We start from the raw sequence: 24,000 nt of genomic DNA, 5'->3' as shown, positions 1-24,000 counted from the left end.
CGGACGACTGCAAACCACGAAAGGCATGCAAGAAACCACGGAATGGCCCTGAGGCATATTCGGCCAGAACTGGCCGTGTTCAATAAAACAAGCCGTCAGGCAGGAAATGCTCCAGCGGCGCGGACCATATCGCAAAGGCCTTGTCTGTCAACGCTTTTGGCACGGTTAGGGTTAGCGGGAGTTCATGCGCCGTCCGATAGATCGGAGTACCCCCACCCAACCTCCCCCTGACAGGGGGAGGAGCCGATCCAGTTGGAGGCACTATTTCAGATCATCCTCGGCGGGATTCCTCCCCCTTTTCAGGGGGAGGCTAGGAGGGGGTATTCTTGCTTCTCTGATGTCGCCTAAACATCCAGATCCGTCACAAACGCCGCATTCTCCTGGATGAAGTCGAAGCGGGCCTCCGGCTTCGTCCCCATCAGGCGATCCACACTGATCCGCGTGGCTTCGATATCGTCGCGCACTTTCACCTGCAGCAGCGTGCGGCTCTTCTTGGACATGGTGGTTTCGCGCAGATGCGCGAAAGGCATTTCGCCGAGGCCTTTGAAGCGGGTCATGTCGACCTTGCCCTTGCCGGTGAATTCGGTTTCCAGCAGTTCCACCTTGTGCGGCTCATCGCGAGCGTAAAGCGTCTTCGCGCCTTGCGTGATGCGGAACAGTGGCGGCAGGGCAAGATAGAGATGCCCGGCATCGATCAGCTTGGGCATTTCCTGGAAGAAGAATGTGATGAGAAGCGTCGCGATATGGGCGCCGTCGACGTCAGCATCGGTCATGATGATGATCTTGTCGTAGCGCAGGTCGTCTTCGCTATAGCGGTCGCGGGTGCCGCAGCCGAGTGCCTGGATCAGATCCGAAATCAGCTGGCTGGCCTGCATCTTCTCGCGGCTGGCGCCGGCCACGTTGAGGATCTTGCCGCGCAGCGGCAGTACGGCCTGACTCTTACGGTCGCGCGCCTGCTTGGCCGAGCCACCAGCCGAGTCACCTTCGACGATGAACAGTTCGGCGCCTTCCTTCGCGCCTTGCGAGCAATCGGCCAGCTTGCCGGGCAGGCGCAGCTTGCGCGTGGCGCTGGCGCGGTCGATTTCCTTTTCCTTGCGGCGGCGCAGCCGTTCTTCGGCGCGCTCCACTGCCCAGTCGAGCAGCTTGCCGGCCTGGTTGGGCGAGGAGCCGAGCCAATGGTCAAACGCATCGCGTAAGGCGTTGTCGACGATGCGGGTGGCTTCGCCCGAGGCCAGCTTGTCCTTGGTCTGGCCGACAAACTCGGGCTCGCGGATAAAGACCGAGAGCATGGCGCTGCAATGGGCGAAGACGTCTTCGGCCGTCAGGATGGTGCCATTCTTGTTCTTGGTCAGCTCTGCGTAATTCTTGAGGCCGCGCAGCAGGGCCGCGCGCAGGCCGGCTTCGTGCGTGCCGCCATCGGGCGTGGGAACCGTATTGCAATAGGAAGAGACGCCGCCGTCGCCCATCGTCCAGGCGATGGCCCATTCGACGCCGCCATGCGTGCCGGGCTTGCCGTGGCTGCCGGAGAACAGCTCGTCGACGATGCGCGTTTCGCCCTCGATGCGGGCCGTCATGAAGTCCTTGAGGCCGTTGGGATAATGGAACACCGCCTTGGCCGGCGCGTCCTCGGTGACCAAGCTCTCGTCGCAGCTCCAGCGCAGTTCGACGCCGGCAAAGAGATAGGCCTTGGCGCGGGTCATGCGGTAGAGGCGCGCCGCGGAGAAATGGGCGTGTTCGCCAAAGATCTGCGGATCGGGGTGGAAGCGCGTGCTGGTGCCACGGCGATTCTGTACGCGGCCCAGCGCCTCGATCTCGCCAATCGGCTTGCCGCGCGAGAAGGCGAGGCGGTGCAATTGCTGCTCGCGCGCCACTTCGACGATCAGGCTGTCGGACAGCGCATTGACCACGGAAACGCCGACACCATGCAGGCCGCCTGAGGTTTCATAGGCCTTTGAGTCGAATTTGCCGCCGGCGTGGAGCACGGTGTGGACGATTTCGAGCGTTGAGCGGCCGGGGAATTTGGGGTGATTTTCGACCGGAATGCCGCGACCATTGTCGATGACGGTGAGGAAGCCATCGGCGCCGAGATGGACTTCGATGCGGGTGGCGTGGCCAGCGATGGCCTCGTCCATGGAATTGTCGATGACTTCGGCAAACAGGTGATGCAGTGCGTTGGAATCGGTGCCGCCGATATACATGCCGGGGCGCCGGCGGACCGGTTCAAGTCCTTCCAGCACCTCGATATCCGCGGCCGAATAGGAGCCCGGCACGCTGGCTGGCTTTGGCGCGGGCTTGACCGGCTCAGGCTGGATGCGTTCGGGTTCGGCGCCGCCGAAAAGGTCTTCTGCGTTGGACATGCACATTCCGTCTGCTGCGCCCGAATCGGGCGATTCCGCCTTCTAGCATATCCTGCCGGTTACCGGTTCCGGGCAGGGAACCTGCCCACAGATGCCGAGTTCTCCACAAAGCTGAACGGATTCTGAACGCGCAATTCCGGCGGCGTTCAGCCCGATTACGGATAATGAATGGTCGGTCCGCCCAAGGAGGCAAGAATGTCCAGATTTGCGATGATTGCCGCGACCACGCTGTTGCTCGCCACGGCTATGCCCGCATCCGCCCAGGCGCCAGGGTTCGGTGTGCTGTTCGGCGACGAGGAGAGCGACTTCTTTCCCGACTATCCCGAACGTATCACCTGCATGACCGAACGGCAGGTGCGCGACGAGGTGGCGGCCATGGGTTATTCCGATATCTCGCTCAATGTCGCGATGGAAAAGCATATCCAGGTGCGCGCCAGTCGCGAAGGCACGGTCTATCTAATCGACTTCAACTTCTGCACCGGCCGCGTGGTCAACACCATGCCGCTGCGTCGCGCCCAGTAATTCTCGCATTGGTGCAAAGTCGTCCCAAGATCGGGCGGCGGATTTACGTTCTGTTTGCCTCTTGAAAGCACTTTCTTAAACGCGTGCTGCTAGAACCGTGGACATACGGTTTTTGTCTGGAGTTTCCGTATGCGAGCCGATCGGGATCCTAGTTCTGCGTATCCGATCTCTGCCGGCTCACTCGTGTTCGGTGTTTGGCCGCATGCCGGATCAGGTATTGCGTACCGGTTGGCCAAGTTCACCGCCCCGCGTCATGGGGTTGTCGCGCTGATCGCGGCCATGTTCTATTTCCTCTGATTTTTCGGCCGATTGATTTTCGCACCTCGGGCGGCTAATGATCGCTGACGCCGTAACACCAGCAGGGAGGGCGCTGATGACTTTTCTGTTCGAGCACCGCTCTCGTGGCCCCGTTTTCGCCCTGTGGCATCAGCTGCAGGGCTGACCGCTACTGGTACGGACGCTCTTTCCTGTCTTTTCCATTCGGTTTGCCCTTCGGGCGGTCCCTGACCGCCATCCAACGGCATTTGGCGCCTCAGCGCCGCACCAGTGAGATTTAGACATGGGCTCGATCAGCCTCCGCAATGCCGGCCTTGTGGCCACAGACACACTCTTTTCCAACCTCAACTTCGTCATCGGTGATGGCGACCGCGTCGGCCTTGTCGCCGGCAATGGCCGTGGCAAGACGACCTTGCTGCGCGCCATGGCCGGGCAGGGCGAGTTGACCGCCGGCGACATCACCCGATCGCGTGGCCTGACCGTCGGCTATGTCGAGCAGGACATGCCGCCCGCCAGCATGGGGCTCACGCTCTATGACGCCGTGCTCGAAGCGCTGCCGCCTGCCGATCGCGATACCGACAGCTGGCGCGTCGATGTGGTGCTCGATGAGTTCGAAACGCCGGCCGCGATGCGTAACCGCAGGCTGACCGAACTCTCCGGTGGCTGGCAGCGCATCGCACTGATCGCCCGCTGCTGGGTGCTGCAGCCGGACGCGCTGCTGCTGGACGAGCCGACCAATCACCTTGATCTCGGCAAGCTGTTCCAGCTGGAAAACTGGATCAATCAGGCCGCTCGCAACATTCCGGTGGTGATTGCCAGCCACGACCGGCAGTTCCTCGACGCCACCACCAATCGCACGCTGTTCCTGCGGCCCGATGCCAGCCACTATTTCCCGCTGCCCTATAGCAAGGCGCGCATTGCCCTGGCGGAGCTGGACGAGGCGGCCGAGGCCAAGCGCGAGAAGGATCTTAAGGAGGTTTCGCGGCTGCGCAAGCAGGCGGCCAAGCTGACCAATATCGGCATCAACTCCGGCAGTGACCTGCTGGTGGTGAAGTCGAAATATCTGCGCGACCGCGCGGCGCGGATCGAAACGGCGGTGCTCTCGGTGCACAAGGAGCGTAGTGGCGAGATCAAGCTGGGAAATAGCGGCGCGCAGGCTCGCGTGATGCTGGCGCTGGAAAACGTCGAAGTGACCAGCCCGGTCGGCGACAAGCTGTTCCGGATTGAAAAGCTGCATGTGTTCCAGGGCGACCGGCTGGTGATTCTGGGCCGTAACGGCACCGGCAAATCGCAGTTCATCGGGCTGGTGCATCGCGCCATGCAGGGTGCCGAGACCCCCGGTATTCGCGTCAGTCCGCAGGTGGTGCCGGGTTATGTCGACCAGGCGATGAGCTTCCTGCCGGCCAAGCAATCCCCGCTCGGCTATATCACCAGCCAGTTCGACGAGGGCGACCAGCGCAGCAAGAGCTTGCTCGCTGCCGCCGGCTTTGCGCTGGAAAAGCAGGATCGGCCGATCTCGGAATTGTCCTTCGGCCAGCGGGCGCGGCTGGGGCTGCTGGCCATTCGGTTGAAACAGCCGAATTTCTACCTGCTCGACGAGCCCACCAACCATGTCGATATCCCGGGGCAGGAGGCTCTGGAGGATGAAATCCTCGCCCATGGAGCCACGGCGGTCCTCGTCAGCCACGACCGCAGTTTCGTGCGCGGGCTGGGCAGCCGGTTCTTCCTGATCGAGAAGCGGCGGCTCAGGGAAGTCGACAGTCCCGAGACCCATTTTGCCGAAATGGCCGCGGAGGGCGCATAGCCGGCCATTTCTGGGTGCAATTCGTTAGCAGTCGTTAATCTTTCCGGCGCAATATATTCTGGTCGAGAATGAAATGGGTCGGGAGCCCCATGTTTCAGCTGGGAGAGGAGAGCGTCGCGCCACCGCGCGCGCAATTCGATCGCCATGACGTCCGTTTCATCGGCGTCGTGTCGGGCCGATATGCGCTGCCGGCGCGACGCTCTGGCGTGGATGGCAAGGTCGCGATCTATGCCTGCCGGCTGTGTTCGATTTCGACGCGGCTAGCCGTGGTCGTCGGGCCGGTGGTCGGCGCTGTCGGCGAGGTGGTAACGGCGCATTTCGACGAGTTCGGCATCCTGCGTGGCAAGATCACCCGCAAGCTTCCGTCCGGCTTCGTGCTGGAGCTGATCCTGACCGAGCCGGAGCGCAACAAGCTCGGCGCCAAGGTGGTCTGGATGAAACGGCATGTGCATGGCCAGGTGCCCGACAAACGCGAGCACAAGCGCATCCTGCCGCGCGATCCCCGCACCATTCTGACGCTAGCCGACGGTACGCAGCTGCCGTGCTTTGTCATCGACATTTCCCAATCGGGCATTGCCGTCTCGGCCGAGCTCTGGCCGGGCCTCGGCACGCCGATGGCCGTAGGCAAGCTGGTCGGCCGCGTGGTGCGCCATCTCGACACGGGCTTTGCGCTGCAGTTCATCCAGGTGCATGATTTTGCCACGCTGGAAGTCCTGATGGCGCCGCCCGTGGCGCAGTGAGGCTTTCTGCCAGCTGGCTCAAGTACACGTGGGATGCTGCCCCATCCACAGTGTCACCCCGGCCTCGAGCCCGGGCCCATCTCGAGATGGGCGTTTCTTCGCAAGGTCGTCGTTCGAACCACCTTGCGGCCGTGGCATGATCTCAGGATAGGCCCCGGCTCGAGGCCGGGGTGACATCGAGTGTGTTTGGCCATGGTGCCAAAACCGCACACAAACAAAAAGGGCCCCTCGCGGAGCCCTTTTCTTATTCAAAACCACCAAGCCTTAAGCCGAGTAGTACATTTCGTATTCGACCGGATGCGGGGTCTGCTCGAACTTGACGACTTCGGTCATCTTCAGCTCGATGTAGCTGTCGATCTGGTCCTTGTCGAACACGCCACCGGCGAGCAGGAACTCGTGGTCGTTTTCGAGGGCGGTCAGGGCTTCGCGCAGCGAACCGCAGACATGCGGGATCTGCATCAGTTCCTGCTTGGGCAGCTCGTAGAGATCCTTGTCCATCGGCTCGCCGGGGTGGATCTTGTTCTTGATGCCGTCGAGGCCGGCCATCAGCATGGCCGAGAAGGCCAGGTATGGGTTGGCCAGCGGATCGGGGAAGCGGATCTCGATGCGCTTGGCCTTGGGCGACTGGCCGAAGGGGATACGGCAGGAAGCCGAACGGTTACGGGCCGAGTAGGCCAGCAGCACGGGGGCTTCGAAGCCCGGCACCAGGCGCTTGTAGCTGTTGGTGGTCGGGTTGGTGAAGGCGTTGATCGCCTTGGCATGCTTGATGATGCCGCCGATGTAATACAGCGCTTCCATCGAGAGGCCTGCATACTGGTCGCCGGCGAACAGCGGCTTGCCGTCCTTCCAGATCGACTGGTGGCAGTGCATGCCCGAGCCATTGTCGCCGAAGATCGGCTTTGGCATGAAGGTCACGGTCTTGCCATAGGCATTGGCAACCTGGTGGATGACATACTTGTAGATCTGCACGTCATCGGCAGCCTTGATCATCGGCGCGAACTTGATACCGAGTTCGTGCTGGGCCGAGGCCACTTCGTGGTGGTGCTTTTCGACAACCACGCCCATTTCGGCCATTGCCGCGAGCATTTCGCCACGGATGTCCTGCGCGCTGTCCAGCGGCGGAACCGGGAAGTAGCCCTTCTTGAGACCGATATGGTGGCCGTTATTGCCGGCTTCATAGGCGGTGTCGTTGTTGGACGGCAGCTCGGGATGGTCGACTTCGAAGCCAACCTTGAACGGGGTGTTGGAATACTTCACGTCGTCGAACATGAAGAATTCCGGCTCGGCGCCGAACACGACGGTGTCGCCGATGCCCGAGGCCTTGAGGAAGGCTTCGGCCTTCTTGGCCGTGGTGCGTGGGTCGCGCGAATAGGGCTGGTAGGTCAGGGGCTCGAGAATGTCGCAGTTCACGACCAGCGTGGACGCGCCGAAGAAGGGGTCCATGTAGTGTGAATTGGGGTCGGGCATCAGGACCATGTCGGACTCGTTGATGGCCTTCCAGCCGCCGATCGAGGAACCGTCGAACATGGTGCCTTCTTCGAACAGGTCTTCATCGACGATGGAAACGTCGAGCGTGACGTGCTGCAGCTTGCCGCGCGGGTCGGTGAAGCGCAGGTCGAGATACTTGATGTTCTCGTCCTTGATCTTCTTGAGGAGGTCAGCTCCGGTGGTCATGGTATATACCCCTGTTAGTTCGGAATGCGTGTTGTCTTAAACGGCGTGTCGTGCGCAGGCCAGCAGCCTAGAGCGCGTCGTCGCCGAATTCTCCGGTACGGATGCGGATCGCCTGCTCGATCGAGTAGACGAAAATCTTGCCGTCGCCGATGCGACCGGTCTGCGCCGCATTGCGGATCGCTTCGATCGCCTTTTCTGCCAGCTCGTCGGGGCACACGACTTCGACCTTCACCTTGGGCAGGAAGTCAACGACATATTCGGCGCCACGATAAAGCTCGGTATGACCCTTCTGGCGGCCAAAGCCCTTGGCTTCGGTCACGGTGATGCCCTGCAGGCCCACTTCCTGAAGAGCCTCTTTGACTTCGTCGAGCTTGAACGGCTTTACGATAGCCTCGATCTTTTTCATTGTGAGCCTCCAGATGTCACGTCGGCAGATATCGCACACCCGTATGCAGGGGCCGTGCCACCTCTGTACCACATGAAATATGCTTGCAAAACAAGGGGCTTAACCGGGCCTATCATGACGGTAACGTCACATTGCCAGTCGCTCGTGGTCAAAATATAGTCATTTTGCACATTTTATGTGCATAATTTGCCCGCATCAGGCAGTTGGCGCGACAGGAAATGGCGCATTTGACGGCAACGGCAGGTTGGATGGGCTTCGATCCATGCGGCATTTGGCAAACCCCCGCAAATCGCCACTCTAGGCTTTGACGGGCTTTCCATCTTCATATAGATGCAACGCCAACCCGGCCAACGGGTCCTTTTGCGGGTGTGGCGGAACTGGTAGACGCACTGGATTTAGGTTCCAGCGCCGTAAGGCGTGGAGGTTCGAGTCCTCTCACCCGCACCAATTATAGGGCCTGGCCCTGACATCAATGAATACGGGACACAACCGAATGCAGGTTACCGAAACCCTCAATGAAGGCCTGAAGCGCAAGCTGAGCGTGACCATTCCGGCCGCCGACCTCAATACGCGCCTGGACGCCAAGCTCGAAGAACTCAAGGGCCAGGCCAACATCAAGGGCTTCCGTCCCGGCAAGGTGCCGCTGTCCCACATCCGCAAGCAGTTTGGCCGTTCGGCCATGTCCGAAGTGATGACCGACGCGATCAACTCGACCGTCTCGGACACGCTGGACGAGCGCAAGGAACGCGCTGCTGCCCAGCCCAAGGTTGACCTGCCTGACGATCAGGCCGTTATCAACGACGTGCTCGACGGCAAGGCCGACCTGGCCTTTGAAGTCGAATATGAAGTGCTGCCGCCTGTTACGCTGATGAACCTCGAGGGCATCAAGCTCAACAAGCCGGTGATCGACATCACTGACGATGAAGTCACCGCCGAAGTGAACCGCGTCTTCGCCCAGAACCGTGGTTACACGGACAAGGGCGATGAGGGCGTGGTCGAGACCGGCGATCGTCTCGGTCTTTCCTTCGTCGGCAAGATCGACGGCAAGGCATTCGATGGCGGCACGTCCGACCATGCGCACCTGACCGTTGGCGCCGGTGAATTCATCCCGGGCTTCGAAGAGCAGCTCGTCGGTATGAAGAAGGGCGAGACCCGCGAAATCGACGTGACCTTCCCCGCCGATTACCAGAGCGCAGAGCTGGCCGGCAAGAAGGCCCAGTTCGAAGTCTCGATCCTCCATGTCGATGGCCCGAACACCGGTGAGCTGAACGACGAATTCGCCCAGCGCCTCGGCGTCGAGAACGTCGAAGCCATGCGCGCCGCCGTCAAGACGCAGATGGAAGCCGCTCTCGGCACGATGAGCCGCCAGCACATCAAGCGCCAGATTCTCGATGCCCTCGATGAAGGCCACAAGTTCGACGTTCCGGCCCAGCTGGTCGATGCCGAGTTTGCCACCATCTGGCAGCGCGTCGAGCATGAAGTGCAGAGCCACGGCCGGTCCTTCGAAGACGAAGGCACCACCGAGGAAGCTGCGCGCGAGCAGTATAAGAAGATCGCCGAGCGCCGCGTGCGCCTGGGTCTGGTCGTCGCCGAAATCGGCAACCAGAACGATGTAAACGTGACCGAGGAAGAGCACCAGCAGGCGTTGATCGCCGAAGTGCGTCGCTTCGCCGGCCAGGAACAGCAGGTCTACGACTATTACCGCAAGAACCCGCAGGCTCTTGCCGGCCTGCGCGCCCCCGTGTTCGAGAACAAGGTCGTCGACTTTGTGGCCGACAAGGGCGCCATCACCGAGGTCAAGATGGGCCGCGAAGAACTCGCCAAGCTGATCCAGGCCGACGAAGACGAAGTTCCGGAAGAGCACCACCACTAAGCTCTTCCAAGACTAATTGAAAAGCCGCCCAGAAATGGGCGGCTTTTTGCTGTCTGGCTGCCGTTAAGCCATTGAAGGAAATGCCATGACCCATGCTCCCGCCGATATCCTGCTGACGCCAAAGGAAATGGCGGCGGCCGACCGGCTGGCCGGGGTGAGTTCGCTGGCGCTGATGGAGGCGGCGGGCAAGGCAGTCGCCGAGGCGATTGCGGAACGCTATTACCAGCGCTCGGTGCTGGTGCTGTGCGGGCCGGGCAATAATGGCGGCGATGGTTTTGTGGTGGCGCGGCTGCTCAAGCAGAAGGGCTGGCCGGTGCAGGTGCGGTTGATCGGCGCCCGCAATGCGCTCAAGGGCGACGCGGCGGCTATGGCGGCGCAATGGACCGGGCGGGTCGAGGCACCGACGGAAAAGGATATCGAAGGCGCCGATCTCGTGGTCGATGCACTGCTCGGGGCAGGGCTCGATCGCGATGTCGAGGGCGATTTCGCTGCGATCATCGCGGCGGTCAATGCCAGCAATCGTCCGGTGGTCAGCATTGATGTGCCGAGCGGGCTGGACGGGGCCACTGGCGCCTTGCGCGGCACGGCGATGATTGCCGATATGTCGGTGACCTTCTTCCGGCTCAAGCCGGGTCACCTGCTGCAGCCCGGTCGCGACCGCTGCGGCGAGGTGGTGCTGGCCGATATCGGCATTGCCGAAAGCGTGCTGGAGGCGATCGGCGCGAAAGCCTGGCAGAATACGCCGGGCCTCTGGGACATTCCCGAAGCTGAGAATGAGGCCAACAAGTTTCATCGCGGGCATGTCGTGGTGGTTTCCGGTGGGCCGTTGCAGACCGGCGCGTCCCGGCTCGCTGCCATGGGCGCGTTCCGTGTCGGGGCCGGGCTGGTGTCGCTAACCGGCTCCGAGGCGGCCCTGATGGTCCATGCCAGCCACGTCACGGCGGTCATGCTGAAGCCGGTCGCGGACCCAGCGGCGCTGAGCGAACTGCTGTCTGACAAGCGTATCAATGCCGTGGTGATCGGGCCGGCCGCGGGGCAGGGGCAGACCACGGCGGACAATGTGCTCGCCGTGCTGAAATCCGGCACTGCAGTGGTGCTGGATGCCGATGCGCTGACCAGCTTTGCCGGAAAGTCCGAAACGCTGTTTGCAGCCATCAAGGCGGACACCCGCCCTGTGATTCTCACCCCGCATGAAGGCGAATTCCAGCGGCTGTTCGGTGACGTGCCCGGCGGCAAGCTGGACAAGGCCCGCGCTGCGGCGGCTCATTCCGGCGCCATCCTGATCCTCAAGGGCAGCGATACCGTTATCGCCAGCCCCGATGGCCGCGCCGCGATCAATGCCAATGCGCCCGCTTGGCTCGGCACGGCCGGTTCGGGCGACGTGCTGGCCGGGATGGCGGCCGGATTGATGGGGCAGGGCATGGACGGCTGGGAAGCCGCCTGCGCCGCGGTGTGGCTGCATGCCGAAGCCGCCACCCGCTTCGGCGGCCCGGGCCTGATCAGCGAAGACCTGCCGCTACTAGTCCCCGGGGTTTTGGCGAGCCTCTAGCGCCAGCTCACCATCAGCTTTTCCAGCCCGTGGAAGTGGTACACATTGTTGTACCGCGGCTGCTCGGCCAAGCGGAGTTTCGGTAGCCGCCGGAACAATTCGCCAAAGGCCACCTGCAGCTCGATACGCGCCAGAGGCGCGCCGACGCAGAAGTGGATGCCGGCGCCGAAGCTGACATTGGCGCCGTCGCTGCGGAAGGGGTCGAAGCTATTGGCATTGGCGAAGCGCTGGGGATCGCGATTGGCGGCGCCCAGCATCAGGCCAATGACGTCGCCCTTGCGCAGGTTGATGCCGTTATATTCCACGTCGCTCAGCGCATAGCGTGTGAACATATGCAACGGCGCATCGAAGCGCAGGCATTCTTCCGCCGTGGCTTCGATCTGCCCAGGCGTGGCAAAAAGCGTAACCGGATTGATACCGCTTTCGAGAATGCTCTTCACGCCATTGCCGGTGGTGTGGACGGTCGCCTCATGCCCGGCATTGAGCAGCAGGATTGCCGTCGACATCACTTCCTCGTCGCTCAGCACGTCGCCACCGCGGTCGGAGGTCAGCATGTGGCTGAGCAGGTCTTCGCCCGGCTGCTTGCGCCGTTCCTTGATCGCTTGGCCGACGAAATCCATGAAATCCTGCGATGCCTGGTTGGCATCGAGTTCGGTCTCCTTGCTGACGCCGAACATATACATGGCCACCATGCGGTTGGACCAGGCGAGCAGGTCCGGCGCGCTTTCGGCCGGCAGGCCGATCATTTCGGCGATGATGATGGCCGGGATCGGCGCGGCAAAGGCCTTGATCAGATCGACGGAATCTTCCCCCTCGAAGCGGTCGATCATCTCATTGGCGAGCCTGACGATGCGCGGCCGCAATTGCTCGACATGTCGCGAGACAAAGGCCCGGTTGACCAGCGTGCGCAGCCTGGTGTGAGCGGGCGGCTCGAGGTTGAGCAGTGAGTGCTTCTCGGTCAAATCGAAAGCGGCGGTATGGGCCTTGGGTTCGGGTAGGCCGATTTCCTCGCGCGTCGCGACATGCAGGATTTCCCGGCCAAAGCGCTTGTCGCGCAGCAGGGCGCTGACATCCTTGAAACCGGCGAAGCACCAGTGGCCATATTGATCCCAGAAAAAGGTCGGATCGCTGGCATGCAGCTGGTCGTAAAAGGCATAGGGATTCTGGAAAAACACCGGATCGCGCGGCTCGGCGCTGGCGCGGCGATGGGCTGGAACGTCGGTGACTGGCTTGATCTGGAGAATAGCGCCCATGAGGAGTCCAATTGCGGTTTGCTCCACCATAGGTGCGCCGTCGCGGGCTGCAAACGCTCTCTGGCAGGGCGCCGAGAAAATGTTGCAAAACTTAGTCGAACGCCTCGGTGCCGGCCCGTCGCTCCCATGTTCAAGCAAGGAGAATGACCATGAAATTCCTCTGTCTCGTGCATTTCGCGCCGGGCGCCTTCGATGGCTTTGCCCCCGAGGACGGGCGGCGGCTCGATGACGCCACCATAGAGCACGACCACAAGCTGCGCCAATCCGGCCACCTCCTCATTGCTTCGCCGCTGACCGATCCAGACGAAGCCGTCAGCATCGACCGACGCACCCGCCTCAGCGTCGCCGCCACCGATGGCCCCTTCGCCGAAGCCAACGAAGTGATCGGCGGCTTCATCCTCGTGGAGGCCAGGGACATGGCGGAGGCCAGGTCGCTGTTTGATGACGACCCCATCGCCGCCTATGGCAGGCTGGAAATCCGTCCGCTGATGCAGGCGCATCGCCACAGCGAGACGGGCGAAGCGCGGCCGGATTTTGAGGCGCTGTGAGGACTTGCAGCACGGAGCGGTCAAAGGGCCGCTCCGTTGAAGCCAGACCAGGAACTCTTTATATACCCGGCATGCAGGAGGTTCTGATGACTAAGTACCGTTCAGCTACCAGAGGGCCTATACGAGCATCGGAGGACGGTCGCCAACGAAGCTGGCCGCACAGTCGATGAAGTTATCCTTGCAGCCATCGCGGCCCATATCGAGGATATGGAGGATATTCGTCGCGCCGAGGAGGTGCTGCAGAAGCGTGCTGATGGAGACGACAAGACCTACTCGATGGACGAAGTGAGCCGGCAGCTTGGCCTCGACGGTTAAGTTCGACAGGCACGCGATAAAGGATTTTGAACCGGCTCCCTAACACGGAGCAGCTACGCATTCGCTCATATTTCAACGAAGTTGTCGCCACTTCCGCCGATGCACGGTCGATTGGCGCAGCGCTCAAGCGCTCCCGTTTCGGTGAATTGTGGCGTTACCGCGTTGGCGATTATCCCATAATTTGCCAGATCATCGATGCACGGCTGGTCGTTCTGGTGCTCGAGACGGGGCATCGCAGCGCAATCTATCGTGCCCGATAGGCTTGCCTCAGGCGAAAAATACGCTAGTGCATCGGGCAAACGTATTCGGAGCCAAACATGAGCGACCTGAGCCTCTCCCAGGCCATCGACAATATCTATACGTCCATCAAGGCCAATAACGAGGACCTTGATCTGCATATCGCGGCGCTGAAGGCCGCGATGGCCAAGGAAGGCGTCAAGGAGGCCGTGTTCGAGCCGGCCAAGCTGGCGCAGTCGAACCGGCAGGGCCGCAAGATCATGCAGGCCTATTTCAAGAAGAAGGGCGTCGCCGTCGCCTTCTCGGCCTAATCGAGACGGCGGCCGACGGAGCGGGCGTAGATGACGGTGCCGATCAGCGTCGCGACGCCGATGGCAAGTCCCTGGATCAGGTTGTCATTGGCGCCGTGGATCATGACGAGGACGGCGCAGGCAACGAGGCCGGCATAGATGGCTGGTTTGGTTTTCATGGTGACTACCCCTGTTTACCGGCACCATAGCGGCCAAGCGTGGACGGAGGCTGAGGCAGATCGATAAAATGCCATCTATCTGGCACGGCATCGGAACCCGATCGACAAGCGCGATCAATCACCCTTCGCTCACATCATGCGATGCGCCTATTGAAGCCTGCCGCAATGCCGCCTATCTGTGGCTTTACCCGCTCTTAAGGCGGCATGGGCTGGTATCGGCACCGGTCGATTCTATTCTTTCGGCATGATCCCCGGACCCCCGGCAGCCACGATCGGGCAGGGATCATGTTTCATCAAGCAAGGCTGGCCAGGTCCGCGATTGGGCACAGCTAAGGGGCATCACATGCGGGATCCGCACGACATCTACATGAACACGCTCGTTCCCATGGTTGTGGAACAGTCCAACCGCGGCGAGCGCGCCTTCGACATCTACTCGCGCCTCTTGCGCGAGCGCATCATTTTCGTGACCGGCGTGGTCGAGGACAACATGGCCTCGCTGATCGTCGCGCAGCTGCTTTTCCTCGAATCGGAAAACCCGAAAAAGGAAATCGCGCTCTATATCAATTCGCCCGGCGGCGTCGTGACGGCTGGTCTGTCGATCTACGACACCATGCAGTTCATCCGTCCGGCCGTCGCAACCATGGTGATGGGTCAGGCCGCGTCGATGGGTTCGCTGCTGCTGGCAGCCGGCGAAAAGGGCATGCGCACCTCGCTGCCAAACTCGCGCATCATGGTTCACCAGCCTTCCGGCGGCTATCAGGGTCAGGTCACAGACATCCTGATTCATGCCAAGGAAGTCGAGGGCTTGAAGCGTCGTCTTAATCAGATTTATGAGAAGCACACCGGCCGCACCTATGAGGAAATCGAGCGGGCTCTCGAGCGCGACAATTTCCTCTCGCCGGAAGAGGCCAAGACCTTTGGTCTGATCGACAGCATCCACGAAAAGCGCGCTGCACCCGAAGGCGCTGCATAATCGGCCCTGTGTTAATCACAATGCCGATGCGCCGTGGACTGTGATCCAAGCGCAATTGCTTCAAGCCGGATCGGTCTTTAGGATCGGTTCGGCTTAGACTTTCTTTAGGCTCGAGCGTTACGGTTTCCGATAACGCTTGGTTTGGGGGGCGCTCGGCCCCCGGGAGTGACTGGATGTCCAAAGAGACAACGAACGGCGAAACCTCCAAGAACACGCTTTATTGCTCGTTCTGCGGGAAATCCCAGCATGAGGTTCGCAAGCTGATCGCCGGTCCGACCGTGTTCATCTGCGATGAATGCGTCGAGCTGTGCATGGACATCATCCGCGAAGAGAACAAGACCTCGATGGTCAAGTCCTCCGATGGCGTGCCGACACCTGCCGATATCTGCAAGGTGCTCGACGACTATGTCATCGGCCAGTATCGCGCCAAGCGCGTGCTCTCCGTGGCTGTCCACAACCACTACAAGCGCCTGCACCATTCGACCAAGAACCAGGATATCGAACTCTCCAAGTCGAACATCCTGCTTATTGGACCAACCGGTTCGGGCAAGACGCTGCTGGCCCAGACGCTGGCCCGCATTCTCGACGTGCCCTTCACCATGGCCGATGCCACCACCCTCACAGAAGCCGGCTATGTCGGCGAGGACGTGGAAAACATCATTCTGAAGCTGCTCCAGGCTGCAGACTACAATGTCGAAAAGGCTCAGCGCGGCATCGTCTATATCGACGAAGTCGACAAGATCTCCCGCAAGTCCGACAATCCGTCGATCACCCGCGACGTGTCGGGCGAAGGCGTGCAGCAGGCCCTGCTCAAGATCATGGAAGGCACCGTGGCTTCCGTGCCGCCGCAGGGCGGCCGCAAGCATCCGCAGCAGGAATTCCTGCAGGTGGACACAACGAACATTCTGTTCATCTGCGGCGGCGCCTTTGCCGGTCTCGAAAAGATCATCTCGGCGCGCGGCGAAGGCTCGGGCATCGGCTTTGCGGCTACCGTTAAGGACCCCAACGACCGTCGCGTCGGCCAGGTGCTGGCTGACGTTGCGCCGGAAGATCTGGTGCGTTTCGGCCTGATTCCGGAATTCATCGGCCGTCTGCCGGTTCTGGCGACCCTTGAAGACCTCGACATCCCGGCGCTGATCGAAATCCTCTCTGCCCCCAAGAACGCCCTGGTGCGCCAGTACCAGCGCCTGTTCCAGATGGAAGAAGTCGAGCTGACGTTCCACGAGGACGCCCTCAAGGCGATCGCCGAAAAGGCAATCGAGCGCAAGACTGGCGCCCGCGGGTTGCGCTCGATCATGGAAGCCATTCTGCTCGACACCATGTACGACCTGCCATCGCTCGAAGGCGTGGAAGAAGTGGTGATCTCGGAAGAAGTGGTGAAGGGCAAGGACGTCCGTCCGCTCTACATCTACTCCGAACGCAAGAAGGACGATGCGCCGGCAACGGCGTAACTTCGAGCCGTCCCGAAGGGGAAATCGCTCCGGCGGAGCGATTTTAGGCGAGAAGGCCATGAGGGCTATGCCCGAATGGCGAGAAGATATGAATTGAAGACGCCGGGCCTTTGGGTCCGGCGTTTTTGTTTCCGAACCCTGTCGATTCCAGCAATGATGCTTCGTCGTGTCACTAGCAAATAAGGACGAAGAGCATGGCGACGCAGGGCAACACCGACAAGCCGGTCACCGTGGACGATTACAATGCCATCCAGTCATCCGGCGACCGGGCTCTCTGTGACCTGCTCCGGAAGGTGATCGATGAAGCCTTGCCAGACGCTGAGAACAAGATCTGGCATGCCCATCCGGTATGGTTCCTCGCTGGCAATCCCATCGTGGGCTACAGCAAGCTCAAGGGCGGCGTCCGCCTGCTGTTCTGGAGCGGACAGTCCTTCGAGGTGCAAGGCCTCGAACCCGAGGGCAGCTTCAAGGCGGCTGAGAAGCGCTACACCGCCTCGGATCAGATTGACGTGGAGCAACTCAACACCTGGCTCGGACAAGCCAGGTCGATCCAGTGGGACTATAAGAACCTAGTCAAGAAGCGGCGTCTTGACCGCCTCACGTGACGTTTAGGCGGCCACTTTTGGCACCGGCCCGACATAGACCGATTTCGGCCGGATCAGCCTTCCACCCAGCGCCTGCTCCCGCGCATGGGCGATCCAACCGCTCACCCGGCCCATGGCAAAGACGCAGGTGAAGGCGTCACGGGGAAAGCCGAGGGCTTCGAGCAGCAGGGCGGTGTAGAATTCAACATTGGTTTCCAGCGGCCGGTCGGGCTTCTTGCGCTTGAGCAGGTCGAGCGCGGCCTGTTCGACCGCCTCGGCCAGGGCCAGCCGACCCGGTTCGATGGCGCCCGAGGCCGACAGCATCCGCACGGCACCCTTGAGCGCATCGGCGCGCGGGTCGCGCACGCGATAGACCCGGTGGCCAAAGCCCATCAGGCGCTCACCACGCGCCAGCGCATCATCAAGCCAGGCCGGGGCGTCCTGCAGCGTGCCGACGCCGTCCAGCATGTCGAGCACCGGGCCGGGAGCGCCGCCATGCAGCGGCCCCTTGAGGGCGCTGAGGCCGGCCAGCACCGAAGAGGTCAGCCCGGCCTGGGTGGAGGCCACGACGCGGGCGGCAAAGGTCGACGCGTTGAGGCCGTGGTCGACGACGGTGACGAGGTAGCGGTTGAGGGCGGACGCCTGCTCCTTGGTGGGGATCGTGCCGGTGAGCATGCGCAGTGTGTCCTGGGCATGACCGAGGCTAAAGTCCGGGGCAATGGGCTCCAGACCTAGCCGCAGGCGCAGCAGGGCGGGCGTGAACACCGCGGGAGCAGCGACAAGGCGCAGGGCGGTGCCGATATCTTCGCCGTCGCCCAGCCGCGCCATCAGGGCGCGCAGGCCATCCACGGGTGACAGGGCGACAAGCTCAGCGTCCGCAGTCGCGGCATGGCCGAACACCTCCACCCGCGCGTCGCCGAGGGCGCGGGGAAGATCGTGAGAGACGGTTAGAAAGCCGTCGAACAGCAGGCCAACCATCTCCTCGTAGCTGCTGGTTGTGACCAGTTCGTCCAGCGATATGCCGCGGATCACCAGCCGACCGTTGGCTCCGTCCACGTCGGACAACACGGTTTCGGCGGCGATGACGTCTTCGAGACCTGAATTCATCTGGTTCTCCTCTGCTTGTTGCCGCCCAAGGTAGGCGTGCTAACATTGACGTCAATCTTGACTCATTGGATCAATGTCATGGACTGGATGACGGCATCGGAGGCATTGGCGCTCCTCGGCACCCAGCCGCAGACGCTCTACGCCAATGTCAGCCGCGGCCGCATCAAGGCGCGACCCGATCCGGCCGACAGCCGGCGCAGCCTCTATCGCGGAGAAGATGTCCGCAGGCTGGCACAGCGGGGGTCGGGGCGACGCAAGCAGGAGACGGTGGCCAGCGAGGCCATGCGCTGGGGCGAACCGGTGCTGCCGACGGCGATATCGACGGTGCGCGATGGACGCCTGCTGTATCGCGGCCAAGATGCCGGCGCGCTGGCCGAGACGGCGACGCTGGAGCAGGTGGCCGCACTGCTGTGGCAGGCGCCAGTCAACCTGCCGGCGGTCGAGACGGTCGGGCAGGGCCTTACTGCAGCCTTTGCGGCGTTGGCGCGCCACGCCGCCGTTGCGCCCGCCGCACCGCGCTCCCCCATCGCATTGGCGCAGGATGCCAATGCGATTTTAGCCGAACTGGCACAGGCGCTTGCGGGGGCAAGCGTCAGTGATTGGTTACATGTCCGGCTGGTGAAACGCTGGAACCGGCCGGGTGCCGCCGACGCTATTCGTCGCGCGCTAGCGCTGCTGGCTGACCATGAGCTCAACACCTCCACCTTCGCCGCCCGCGTCACGGTGTCGACCGGCGCCTCGCTGTGGTCGGGCACGCTGGCGGGTCTAGCGACTTTGCGCGGGCCGCGACATGGCCTGGCCTCGCCGGAGGTTGCGGCGCTGGCCGAGGATATCGGGCACCAGGATTTTCCCGAGGAAGCCCTGCGCGACTGGCTCGGGGAAGGGCGCTATCTGCCCGGCATGGGGCATCAGCTCTATCCTGATGGCGATATCCGCTGCCGCGCTTTGCTGGAAAGCTTCGAACTGCCGTCGGAGTTTGCCGCCTATCTCGCCGCTGCGCGATCGCTGTCCGGCGAAGAGCCCAATGTGGACTTCGCCCTGGCCGCCATGGGCGCGCGCTTCGACCTGCCGAGTGACGCCGGTATCACGCTCTTCGCCTTGGGCCGTGCCGTGGGCTGGCTGGCGCATATGATGGAACAGGTCACCTCGGGCGAACAGATACGGCCGCGGGCCCGGTATGTCGGGCTCTAGTCTTCGTCGGTGACGAATTCCATCGGCCCGGCCGCTTCGCCCATGACCGAGCGGCCGAAAAGGCTGGCCACGAGGTCCACCAGCAGCGTCGCGCTGGCGCCGCCGTGGTCGAGGAAGGGGTTGAGTTCCACCACGTCGAGCGAACCGACGAGCCCGCTGTCATGCAACATTTCCATGATCAGATGCGCCTCGCGATAACTGAGCCCACCCGGCACGAGCGTGCCGCCACCGGGCGCAATGGCCGGGTCCATGGCGTCGACATCCAGGCTGACATGCAGATGCCCGCCGGCGGCCTTGACCCGGGCCAAGAGCGTGCGCATCAGCGCGACCACGCCCAGCTCGTCGATCTTGCGCATGTCGAGCACTTCGACGCCCCGCGCATTGAGCAGCTTGCGCTCGTCGCGATCGACCGACCGCGCGCCGATGATCGAGACATGGCGCGGATCGACTTGGCCCAGCCAAGACCCCTTGTAGCTGTCATCGAACCCCGGCTCACCGCAGAGCAGCGCCAGTGGCATGCCATGCAGGTTGCCGCTCGGCGATGTCTCCGGTGTGTTGAAATCGGCATGGGCGTCGATCCACAGCACAAAGACCGGCTTGCCGCTGCCCGCACAATGCCGCGCCACGGCCGAAACCGTGCCCATGGCGATGGAATGATCGCCGCCGAGAAACACCGGGAAATGCCCCTCGCTCAGAATCGCCAGCCCCTGGTCGCTGATCCGCGCCGCCAGGTCGAGCACGTCGTTGCGCCGCTCCTCCGGCAGGCGCTGGCTGGCCGGGCTGGCGCCGAGCGGCGGATGCGGGCGGCGCAGGTCGCCGTGATCGACCACGTCATGCTCGAGCTCGATCAGCGCCTCGGCGAGGCCAGCCACCCGCAGTGCTTCCGGCCCCATGCCGCAGCCGCGCACCGAGGCGCCGGCGGCCGTGGCGATGCCGATGAGGTCGATGCGGCGTGGTTTGATCATGCTGGGTCCCTTGCTGTTGGGGACCATGATGACGATATGCGTGGCGAGGGCAAGGCGCGATCCCAGCGATTGTGATCAGCCTGCAAATTCGCCTGCAACATCCACTCTGCAGCCAAGGCACACAGGTGTTTCCGGGCGTTTCGCATATCTCCTGTGCGTTTGTCAGTTAACCTTCACAATTGTGCAAAGGTTGACTTGTGAACCCCATAGGCGGACCTATTTATTAACCGGAATCAGCGCAGCCTTTACGACTGTAGCTGTCTATACGGGCGCGCTACCCGATCCTTCCCCCCGCGCGCCCCGGAAAGGATACGAGATGACGGACGTCACCCCCGCCACTGGCGATGCAAGCCGGGACCGGGTTTACCCAGTTCTTCCCCTGCGTGATATCGTCGTTTTCCCCGGCATGATCGTGCCGCTGTTCGTCGGTCGCGAGAAGTCGGTCAAGGCGCTTGAAGAAGTCATGCGCGACGACAAGCATATTCTCGTGGTGACCCAGAAGAACGCGCAGGACGACGATCCGGCCCCGGACCAGATTTACGACACCGGCACCATCGCCACCGTTCTGCAGCTGCTGAAACTCCCCGACGGCACCGTCAAGGTGCTCGTGGAAGGGCTGAGCCGCGCCACGATCGATCGCTACCTGCAGACCGTCGATTACTTCGAAGCCGAAGCCTCGGTCCTGCCTGAGCCTGTGGAAGATGCCACCGAGCTTGAGGCGCTGTCGCGTTCAGCCACCACCGAGTTCGAGAGCTATGTGAAGCTCAACAAGAAGATCTCGGCCGAGGTCGTCGCTGCCGTCGGGCAGATCGAGAACCATTCGAAGCTCGCCGATACCATCGCCAGCCACCTCGTCATCAAGATCAACGAGAAGGAAGAGCTGCTGTCGACTCTGTCGGTCGCCGAGCGCTTCCAGAAGATTCTCGGCCTGATGGAAGGCGAGATCGGCGTCCTGCAGGTGGAAAAGCGCATCCGCAGCCGCGTCAAGCGGCAGATGGAAAAGACCCAGCGCGAATACTATCTCAACGAGCAGATGAAGGCGATCCAGAAGGAGCTGGGCGATGGCGAAGAGGGCTCCAACGAGATCGCCGAGATCGAGGAGCGCATCGCCAAAACCAAGCTGAGCAAGGAAGCCAAGCTCAAGGCCGAAGGCGAGCTCAAGAAGCTCAAGTCGATGAGCCCGATGTCGGCCGAAGCCACCGTGGTGCGCAATTATCTCGACACGCTGCTCGGCCTGCCCTGGGGCAAGAAGAGCAAGGTCAAGCGCGACCTGGTCCTGGCCGAAAAGGTGCTGGACGAGGACCACTATGGCCTCGAGAAGGTCAAGGAACGCATCCTCGAGTATCTGGCTGTGCAGGGCCGTACCGGCACGTTGCGTGGTCCGATCCTCTGCCTCGTTGGCCCTCCGGGCGTCGGCAAGACCTCGCTGGGCAAGTCGATCGCCAAGGCGACCGGCCGCGAATTCGTGCGCATGGCGCTCGGTGGCGTGCGTGACGAAGCCGAAATCCGCGGCCACCGCCGCACCTATATCGGCTCCATGCCCGGCAAGGTGATCCAGTCGCTCAAGAAGGTGGGTAAATCCAACCCGCTGTTCCTGCTCGACGAGATCGACAAGATGGGCCAGGACTTCCGCGGCGATCCGTCGTCGGCCCTGCTCGAAGTGCTCGACCCGGAACAGAACAACACCTTTGCCGATCACTATCTCGAAGTGGATTATGATCTCAGCGACGTGATGTTCGTGACGACCTCGAACACGCTCAACATCCCCGGCCCGCTGATGGACCGCATGGAGATCATTCGCCTCTCGGGTTACACCGAGCAGGAGAAGCATGCGATCGCCAAGCAGCACCTGATCCCGGAAACGCTGAAGGAAAACGGCCTTGCCCATGGCGAGTTCGAGCTTTCCGACGCGATGCTGACCGCCCTGATCCAGCGCTACACCCGTGAAGCGGGCGTGCGTAACCTCAAGCGCGAACTCAGCAAGCTGATGCGCAAGGCCGTGACCGAGATCGTCAAGACCAAGGTCAAGACCGTGGTGATCGACGAAGAGAAGCTCACCAGCTTCCTCGGCGCCGATATCTACAAGCATGGCGAGATCGAAGCCGAGAGCCAGGTTGGCCTGGTGACCGGCCTCGCCTGGACCTCGGTTGGCGGCGAGCTGCTGACCATCGAAGGCGTGATGACGCCGGGCAAGGGTCGGATGACCGTGACCGGCAACATCAAGGAAGTGATGAAGGAATCGCTGACCGCGGCAACGGCCTATGTCCGTTCCCGTTCGATCGATTTCGGCATCAAGCCGCCGATGTTCGACACGCGTGACATCCACGTCCACCTGCCCGAAGGCGCCACCCCCAAGGATGGCCCGTCGGCTGGTATCGGCCTCGCCACGGCCATCGTTTCGGTGATGACCGGCATTGCCGTGCGCAACGATGTCGCCATGACCGGCGAGATCACGCTGCGGGGCAGGGTGCTGCCGATCGGTGGCCTCAAGGAGAAGCTGCTTGCAGCCCTCCGCGGCGGCATCAAGACCGTGCTGATCCCCGAGGAAAATGTGCGCGATCTCGCCGAGATCCCGGACATCGTCAAGGAAGGCATGACCATCATTCCTGTCAGCCGCATGGACCAGGTCATCGAGCATGCGCTGGTGCGCAAGCCCGAAGCCATCGAGTGGAACTTTGAGGAAGCCGCTGCTGCGGCTGCCGTCTCCACCACGGTGGAAACGCCCGAAGACAACACCACGGGCCTGCCGCACTAAGCGGGTTGGATTGAATGCGAAAAGCCCGGCAGCAATGCCGGGCTTTTTGTTTTTGTGCCTCTCTCACCACCCACGATGTCATCCCGGCCTTGAGCCGGGATCCATCCCGAGATTGCGGGACTGCCGCAAGCTGGTTCGTTCGATCGACCTTGCGGCAGTGGAATGATCTCGAGATGGGCCCCGGCTCAAACACCGGCCAGATTCCTCCCCTATCAGGGGGAGGCTAGGTGGGGGTATCCAAGGAAGACTCGGACGAGGTCTGTCCTCACCCCTTCGCCCGCAAACTCGCCTGCATGCCGTCGACCATGTAGCGCAGCCCGCGTTCGAACACCGCTTCGGTATTGATCGTTCCGACCTGCACCAGCGACTTCAGCGCCTCGGCCAGCACCGGAAACGGCGCCACTTCGGCCGTCAGGTCGGTCAGCACATTGGCCTGATCTTCCAACAGGTCGCGTTCGCGCTCGCCCTGTTCCTCCAGCACATAGCCGACCACATAGCGCGTCACCGCAATGGCGACGCCAAAGGCCTCCGACGGGCTGAACCCCGCATCGACATAGAGCTTCAGCACGCGCTCGGTATCGGCAAATTCCGCCACCGACGGCCGGGTGCCGGCGGTGAGGCGGGCGCCGTCGCGCACCGCAAGCAGCGTCGCCCGCATGCTGCGGGCATTGGCGAAGGTGAAATTGACCCAGTCCTCGCCGGCCACCGGCAGGCGGCGGGTGTGGTAGCGCGTCAGCATGGCGCTGTTGACCGCATCGAGCAGCGCCGACTTGTTGGCGAAGTGCCAATAGAGCGCCGGCTGCTGCACACCCAGCCGCTCGGCCAGCTTTCGCGTCGATAGCTTGTCGATGCCCACCTCGTTGAGCAGCGCCAGCGCCTCGTCGACGATCCGGTCACGATCCATTGCCATCAAACAGTCCTCTTGACTTATCACCGATAAGGGTCTTATCG

At 62.2% G+C, this 24,000-nt stretch carries 21 protein-coding genes and 1 tRNA gene; 14 read left to right on the top strand and 8 right to left on the bottom strand.

What is annotated here, in order from left to right; translation table 11 throughout:
- Nucleotides 1–344 precede the first annotated feature (344 nt).
- On the bottom strand, nucleotides 345–2,357 hold the full coding sequence (parE, locus tag BM045_RS14220) for a DNA topoisomerase IV subunit B (RefSeq protein ID WP_092184797.1): 2,013 nt from the start codon (nucleotides 2,355–2,357) through the stop codon (nucleotides 345–347).
- A gap of 195 nt (nucleotides 2,358–2,552) precedes the next feature.
- Between parE and BM045_RS14215 the strand changes: the two genes are divergently transcribed.
- From BM045_RS14215 to BM045_RS14205, 3 genes are all read left to right on the top strand, one after another.
- Complete coding sequence (locus BM045_RS14215) at nucleotides 2,553–2,879, top strand: hypothetical protein (RefSeq protein WP_139198806.1); 327 nt, start codon at nucleotides 2,553–2,555, stop codon at nucleotides 2,877–2,879.
- A 559-nt stretch (nucleotides 2,880–3,438) separates the two neighbouring features.
- The gene (locus BM045_RS14210; protein ID WP_092184388.1) at nucleotides 3,439–4,959 is read left to right on the top strand and encodes an ABC-F family ATP-binding cassette domain-containing protein; all 1,521 of its coding nucleotides are present in this window, start codon (nucleotides 3,439–3,441) and stop codon (nucleotides 4,957–4,959) included.
- Nucleotides 4,960–5,048: 89 nt separating this feature from the next.
- The gene (locus BM045_RS14205) at nucleotides 5,049–5,699 is read left to right on the top strand and encodes a PilZ domain-containing protein (RefSeq protein ID WP_092184386.1); all 651 of its coding nucleotides are present in this window, start codon (nucleotides 5,049–5,051) and stop codon (nucleotides 5,697–5,699) included.
- Between the two features lie 264 nt (nucleotides 5,700–5,963).
- Here the strand turns inward: BM045_RS14205 and glnA are convergent, their stop codons facing one another.
- Nucleotides 5,964–7,373, bottom strand: coding sequence for a type I glutamate--ammonia ligase (gene glnA / locus BM045_RS14200; RefSeq protein ID WP_092184384.1), 1,410 nt, complete (start codon nucleotides 7,371–7,373; stop codon nucleotides 5,964–5,966).
- Nucleotides 7,374–7,440: 67 nt separating this feature from the next.
- Nucleotides 7,441–7,779, bottom strand: a complete 339-nt coding sequence (locus BM045_RS14195; RefSeq protein ID WP_035079039.1) for a P-II family nitrogen regulator — start codon at nucleotides 7,777–7,779, stop codon at nucleotides 7,441–7,443.
- Between the two features lie 362 nt (nucleotides 7,780–8,141).
- On the opposite strand from BM045_RS14195, the gene BM045_RS14190 reads away from it, so the two are divergent.
- The 3 genes from BM045_RS14190 to BM045_RS14180 all read left to right on the top strand — a co-directional run bounded on the left by BM045_RS14190 (nucleotide 8,142) and on the right by BM045_RS14180 (nucleotide 11,201).
- Nucleotides 8,142–8,226, top strand: a tRNA-Leu gene (locus BM045_RS14190).
- Nucleotides 8,227–8,272: 46 nt separating this feature from the next.
- Nucleotides 8,273–9,652, top strand: coding sequence for a trigger factor (gene tig / locus BM045_RS14185; protein WP_092184382.1), 1,380 nt, complete (start codon nucleotides 8,273–8,275; stop codon nucleotides 9,650–9,652).
- Nucleotides 9,653–9,737: 85 nt separating this feature from the next.
- Complete coding sequence (locus BM045_RS14180; RefSeq protein ID WP_092184380.1) at nucleotides 9,738–11,201, top strand: NAD(P)H-hydrate dehydratase; 1,464 nt, start codon at nucleotides 9,738–9,740, stop codon at nucleotides 11,199–11,201.
- Here BM045_RS14180 and BM045_RS14175 read toward each other — a convergent pair.
- On the bottom strand, nucleotides 11,198–12,454 hold the full coding sequence (locus tag BM045_RS14175; protein WP_092184378.1) for a cytochrome P450: 1,257 nt from the start codon (nucleotides 12,452–12,454) through the stop codon (nucleotides 11,198–11,200). The genes BM045_RS14180 and BM045_RS14175 overlap by 4 nt on opposite strands.
- A gap of 149 nt (nucleotides 12,455–12,603) precedes the next feature.
- Between BM045_RS14175 and BM045_RS14170 the strand changes: the two genes are divergently transcribed.
- The 3 genes from BM045_RS14170 to BM045_RS14160 all read left to right on the top strand — a co-directional run bounded on the left by BM045_RS14170 (nucleotide 12,604) and on the right by BM045_RS14160 (nucleotide 13,865).
- Entirely contained in the window at nucleotides 12,604–13,002 is a 399-nt protein-coding gene (locus BM045_RS14170) for a YciI family protein (RefSeq protein ID WP_170848519.1), read from the top strand.
- 341 nt (nucleotides 13,003–13,343) lie between these two features.
- Entirely contained in the window at nucleotides 13,344–13,577 is a 234-nt protein-coding gene (locus BM045_RS14165; RefSeq protein WP_244523009.1) for a type II toxin-antitoxin system RelE family toxin, read from the top strand.
- A gap of 57 nt (nucleotides 13,578–13,634) precedes the next feature.
- Nucleotides 13,635–13,865: a hypothetical protein gene (locus tag BM045_RS14160; protein ID WP_092184372.1), complete on the top strand. Its 231-nt coding sequence runs from the start codon at nucleotides 13,635–13,637 to the stop codon at nucleotides 13,863–13,865.
- Here the strand turns inward: BM045_RS14160 and BM045_RS18955 are convergent.
- Nucleotides 13,862–14,023 carry a hypothetical protein gene (locus BM045_RS18955; RefSeq protein ID WP_170848518.1) on the bottom strand — a complete coding sequence of 54 codons (162 nt, stop codon included), beginning with the start codon at nucleotides 14,021–14,023 and terminating at the stop codon, nucleotides 13,862–13,864. The genes BM045_RS14160 and BM045_RS18955 overlap by 4 nt on opposite strands.
- A 343-nt stretch (nucleotides 14,024–14,366) precedes the next feature.
- Here BM045_RS18955 and BM045_RS14155 point away from each other — a divergent pair, with 343 nt between their 5' ends.
- The 3 genes from BM045_RS14155 to BM045_RS14145 all read left to right on the top strand — a co-directional run bounded on the left by BM045_RS14155 (nucleotide 14,367) and on the right by BM045_RS14145 (nucleotide 17,052).
- Nucleotides 14,367–14,996, top strand: a complete 630-nt coding sequence (locus tag BM045_RS14155; protein WP_092184370.1) for an ATP-dependent Clp protease proteolytic subunit — start codon at nucleotides 14,367–14,369, stop codon at nucleotides 14,994–14,996.
- Between the two features lie 173 nt (nucleotides 14,997–15,169).
- Nucleotides 15,170–16,447, top strand: coding sequence for an ATP-dependent Clp protease ATP-binding subunit ClpX (gene clpX / locus BM045_RS14150; protein WP_092184368.1), 1,278 nt, complete (start codon nucleotides 15,170–15,172; stop codon nucleotides 16,445–16,447).
- A gap of 194 nt (nucleotides 16,448–16,641) precedes the next feature.
- The gene (locus BM045_RS14145; RefSeq protein ID WP_092184367.1) at nucleotides 16,642–17,052 is read left to right on the top strand and encodes a DUF1801 domain-containing protein; all 411 of its coding nucleotides are present in this window, start codon (nucleotides 16,642–16,644) and stop codon (nucleotides 17,050–17,052) included.
- Between the two features lie 3 nt (nucleotides 17,053–17,055).
- On the opposite strand, the gene BM045_RS14140 is transcribed toward BM045_RS14145, so the two are convergent.
- Entirely contained in the window at nucleotides 17,056–18,138 is a 1,083-nt protein-coding gene (locus BM045_RS14140; protein WP_092184365.1) for a citrate synthase/methylcitrate synthase, read from the bottom strand.
- A gap of 78 nt (nucleotides 18,139–18,216) precedes the next feature.
- On the opposite strand from BM045_RS14140, the gene BM045_RS14135 reads away from it, so the two are divergent.
- Nucleotides 18,217–19,329: a citrate/2-methylcitrate synthase gene (locus BM045_RS14135; RefSeq protein ID WP_092184364.1), complete on the top strand. Its 1,113-nt coding sequence runs from the start codon at nucleotides 18,217–18,219 to the stop codon at nucleotides 19,327–19,329.
- Here BM045_RS14135 and rocF read toward each other — a convergent pair.
- Nucleotides 19,326–20,294, bottom strand: coding sequence for an arginase (gene rocF / locus BM045_RS14130; protein ID WP_092184362.1), 969 nt, complete (start codon nucleotides 20,292–20,294; stop codon nucleotides 19,326–19,328). The genes BM045_RS14135 and rocF overlap by 4 nt on opposite strands.
- A gap of 316 nt (nucleotides 20,295–20,610) precedes the next feature.
- On the opposite strand from rocF, the gene lon reads away from it, so the two are divergent.
- Nucleotides 20,611–23,049: an endopeptidase La gene (gene lon, locus BM045_RS14125; protein WP_092184360.1), complete on the top strand. Its 2,439-nt coding sequence runs from the start codon at nucleotides 20,611–20,613 to the stop codon at nucleotides 23,047–23,049.
- Between the two features lie 265 nt (nucleotides 23,050–23,314).
- Here lon and BM045_RS14120 read toward each other — a convergent pair whose 3' ends face one another.
- Nucleotides 23,315–23,959: a TetR/AcrR family transcriptional regulator C-terminal domain-containing protein gene (locus tag BM045_RS14120; protein WP_092184359.1), complete on the bottom strand. Its 645-nt coding sequence runs from the start codon at nucleotides 23,957–23,959 to the stop codon at nucleotides 23,315–23,317.
- Between the last annotated feature and the right edge of the window lie 41 nt (nucleotides 23,960–24,000).

Source organism: Devosia sp. YR412 (assembly GCF_900110945.1).
Taxonomy (GTDB): Bacteria; Pseudomonadota; Alphaproteobacteria; order Rhizobiales; family Devosiaceae; genus Devosia.
This window is presented reverse-complemented; position numbering and strand designations above follow the sequence as displayed.

Coding starts and splice junctions, on each gene's coding strand:
- parE (WP_092184797.1), bottom strand. CDS start 2,357: ATGTCCAACGCAGAAGACCTTTTCGGCGGCGCCGAACCCGAACGCATC.
- BM045_RS14215 (WP_139198806.1), top strand. CDS start 2,553: ATGTCCAGATTTGCGATGATTGCCGCGACCACGCTGTTGCTCGCCACG.
- BM045_RS14210 (WP_092184388.1), top strand. CDS start 3,439: ATGGGCTCGATCAGCCTCCGCAATGCCGGCCTTGTGGCCACAGACACA.
- BM045_RS14205 (WP_092184386.1), top strand. CDS start 5,049: ATGTTTCAGCTGGGAGAGGAGAGCGTCGCGCCACCGCGCGCGCAATTC.
- glnA (WP_092184384.1), bottom strand. CDS start 7,373: ATGACCACCGGAGCTGACCTCCTCAAGAAGATCAAGGACGAGAACATC.
- BM045_RS14195 (WP_035079039.1), bottom strand. CDS start 7,779: ATGAAAAAGATCGAGGCTATCGTAAAGCCGTTCAAGCTCGACGAAGTC.
- tig (WP_092184382.1), top strand. CDS start 8,273: ATGCAGGTTACCGAAACCCTCAATGAAGGCCTGAAGCGCAAGCTGAGC.
- BM045_RS14180 (WP_092184380.1), top strand. CDS start 9,738: ATGACCCATGCTCCCGCCGATATCCTGCTGACGCCAAAGGAAATGGCG.
- BM045_RS14175 (WP_092184378.1), bottom strand. CDS start 12,454: ATGGGCGCTATTCTCCAGATCAAGCCAGTCACCGACGTTCCAGCCCAT.
- BM045_RS14170 (WP_170848519.1), top strand. CDS start 12,604: ATGAAATTCCTCTGTCTCGTGCATTTCGCGCCGGGCGCCTTCGATGGC.
- BM045_RS14160 (WP_092184372.1), top strand. CDS start 13,635: ATGAGCGACCTGAGCCTCTCCCAGGCCATCGACAATATCTATACGTCC.
- BM045_RS18955 (WP_170848518.1), bottom strand. CDS start 14,023: ATGAAAACCAAACCAGCCATCTATGCCGGCCTCGTTGCCTGCGCCGTC.
- BM045_RS14155 (WP_092184370.1), top strand. CDS start 14,367: ATGCGGGATCCGCACGACATCTACATGAACACGCTCGTTCCCATGGTT.
- clpX (WP_092184368.1), top strand. CDS start 15,170: ATGTCCAAAGAGACAACGAACGGCGAAACCTCCAAGAACACGCTTTAT.
- BM045_RS14145 (WP_092184367.1), top strand. CDS start 16,642: ATGGCGACGCAGGGCAACACCGACAAGCCGGTCACCGTGGACGATTAC.
- BM045_RS14140 (WP_092184365.1), bottom strand. CDS start 18,138: ATGAATTCAGGTCTCGAAGACGTCATCGCCGCCGAAACCGTGTTGTCC.
- BM045_RS14135 (WP_092184364.1), top strand. CDS start 18,217: ATGGACTGGATGACGGCATCGGAGGCATTGGCGCTCCTCGGCACCCAG.
- rocF (WP_092184362.1), bottom strand. CDS start 20,294: ATGATCAAACCACGCCGCATCGACCTCATCGGCATCGCCACGGCCGCC.
- lon (WP_092184360.1), top strand. CDS start 20,611: ATGACGGACGTCACCCCCGCCACTGGCGATGCAAGCCGGGACCGGGTT.
- BM045_RS14120 (WP_092184359.1), bottom strand. CDS start 23,959: ATGGCAATGGATCGTGACCGGATCGTCGACGAGGCGCTGGCGCTGCTC.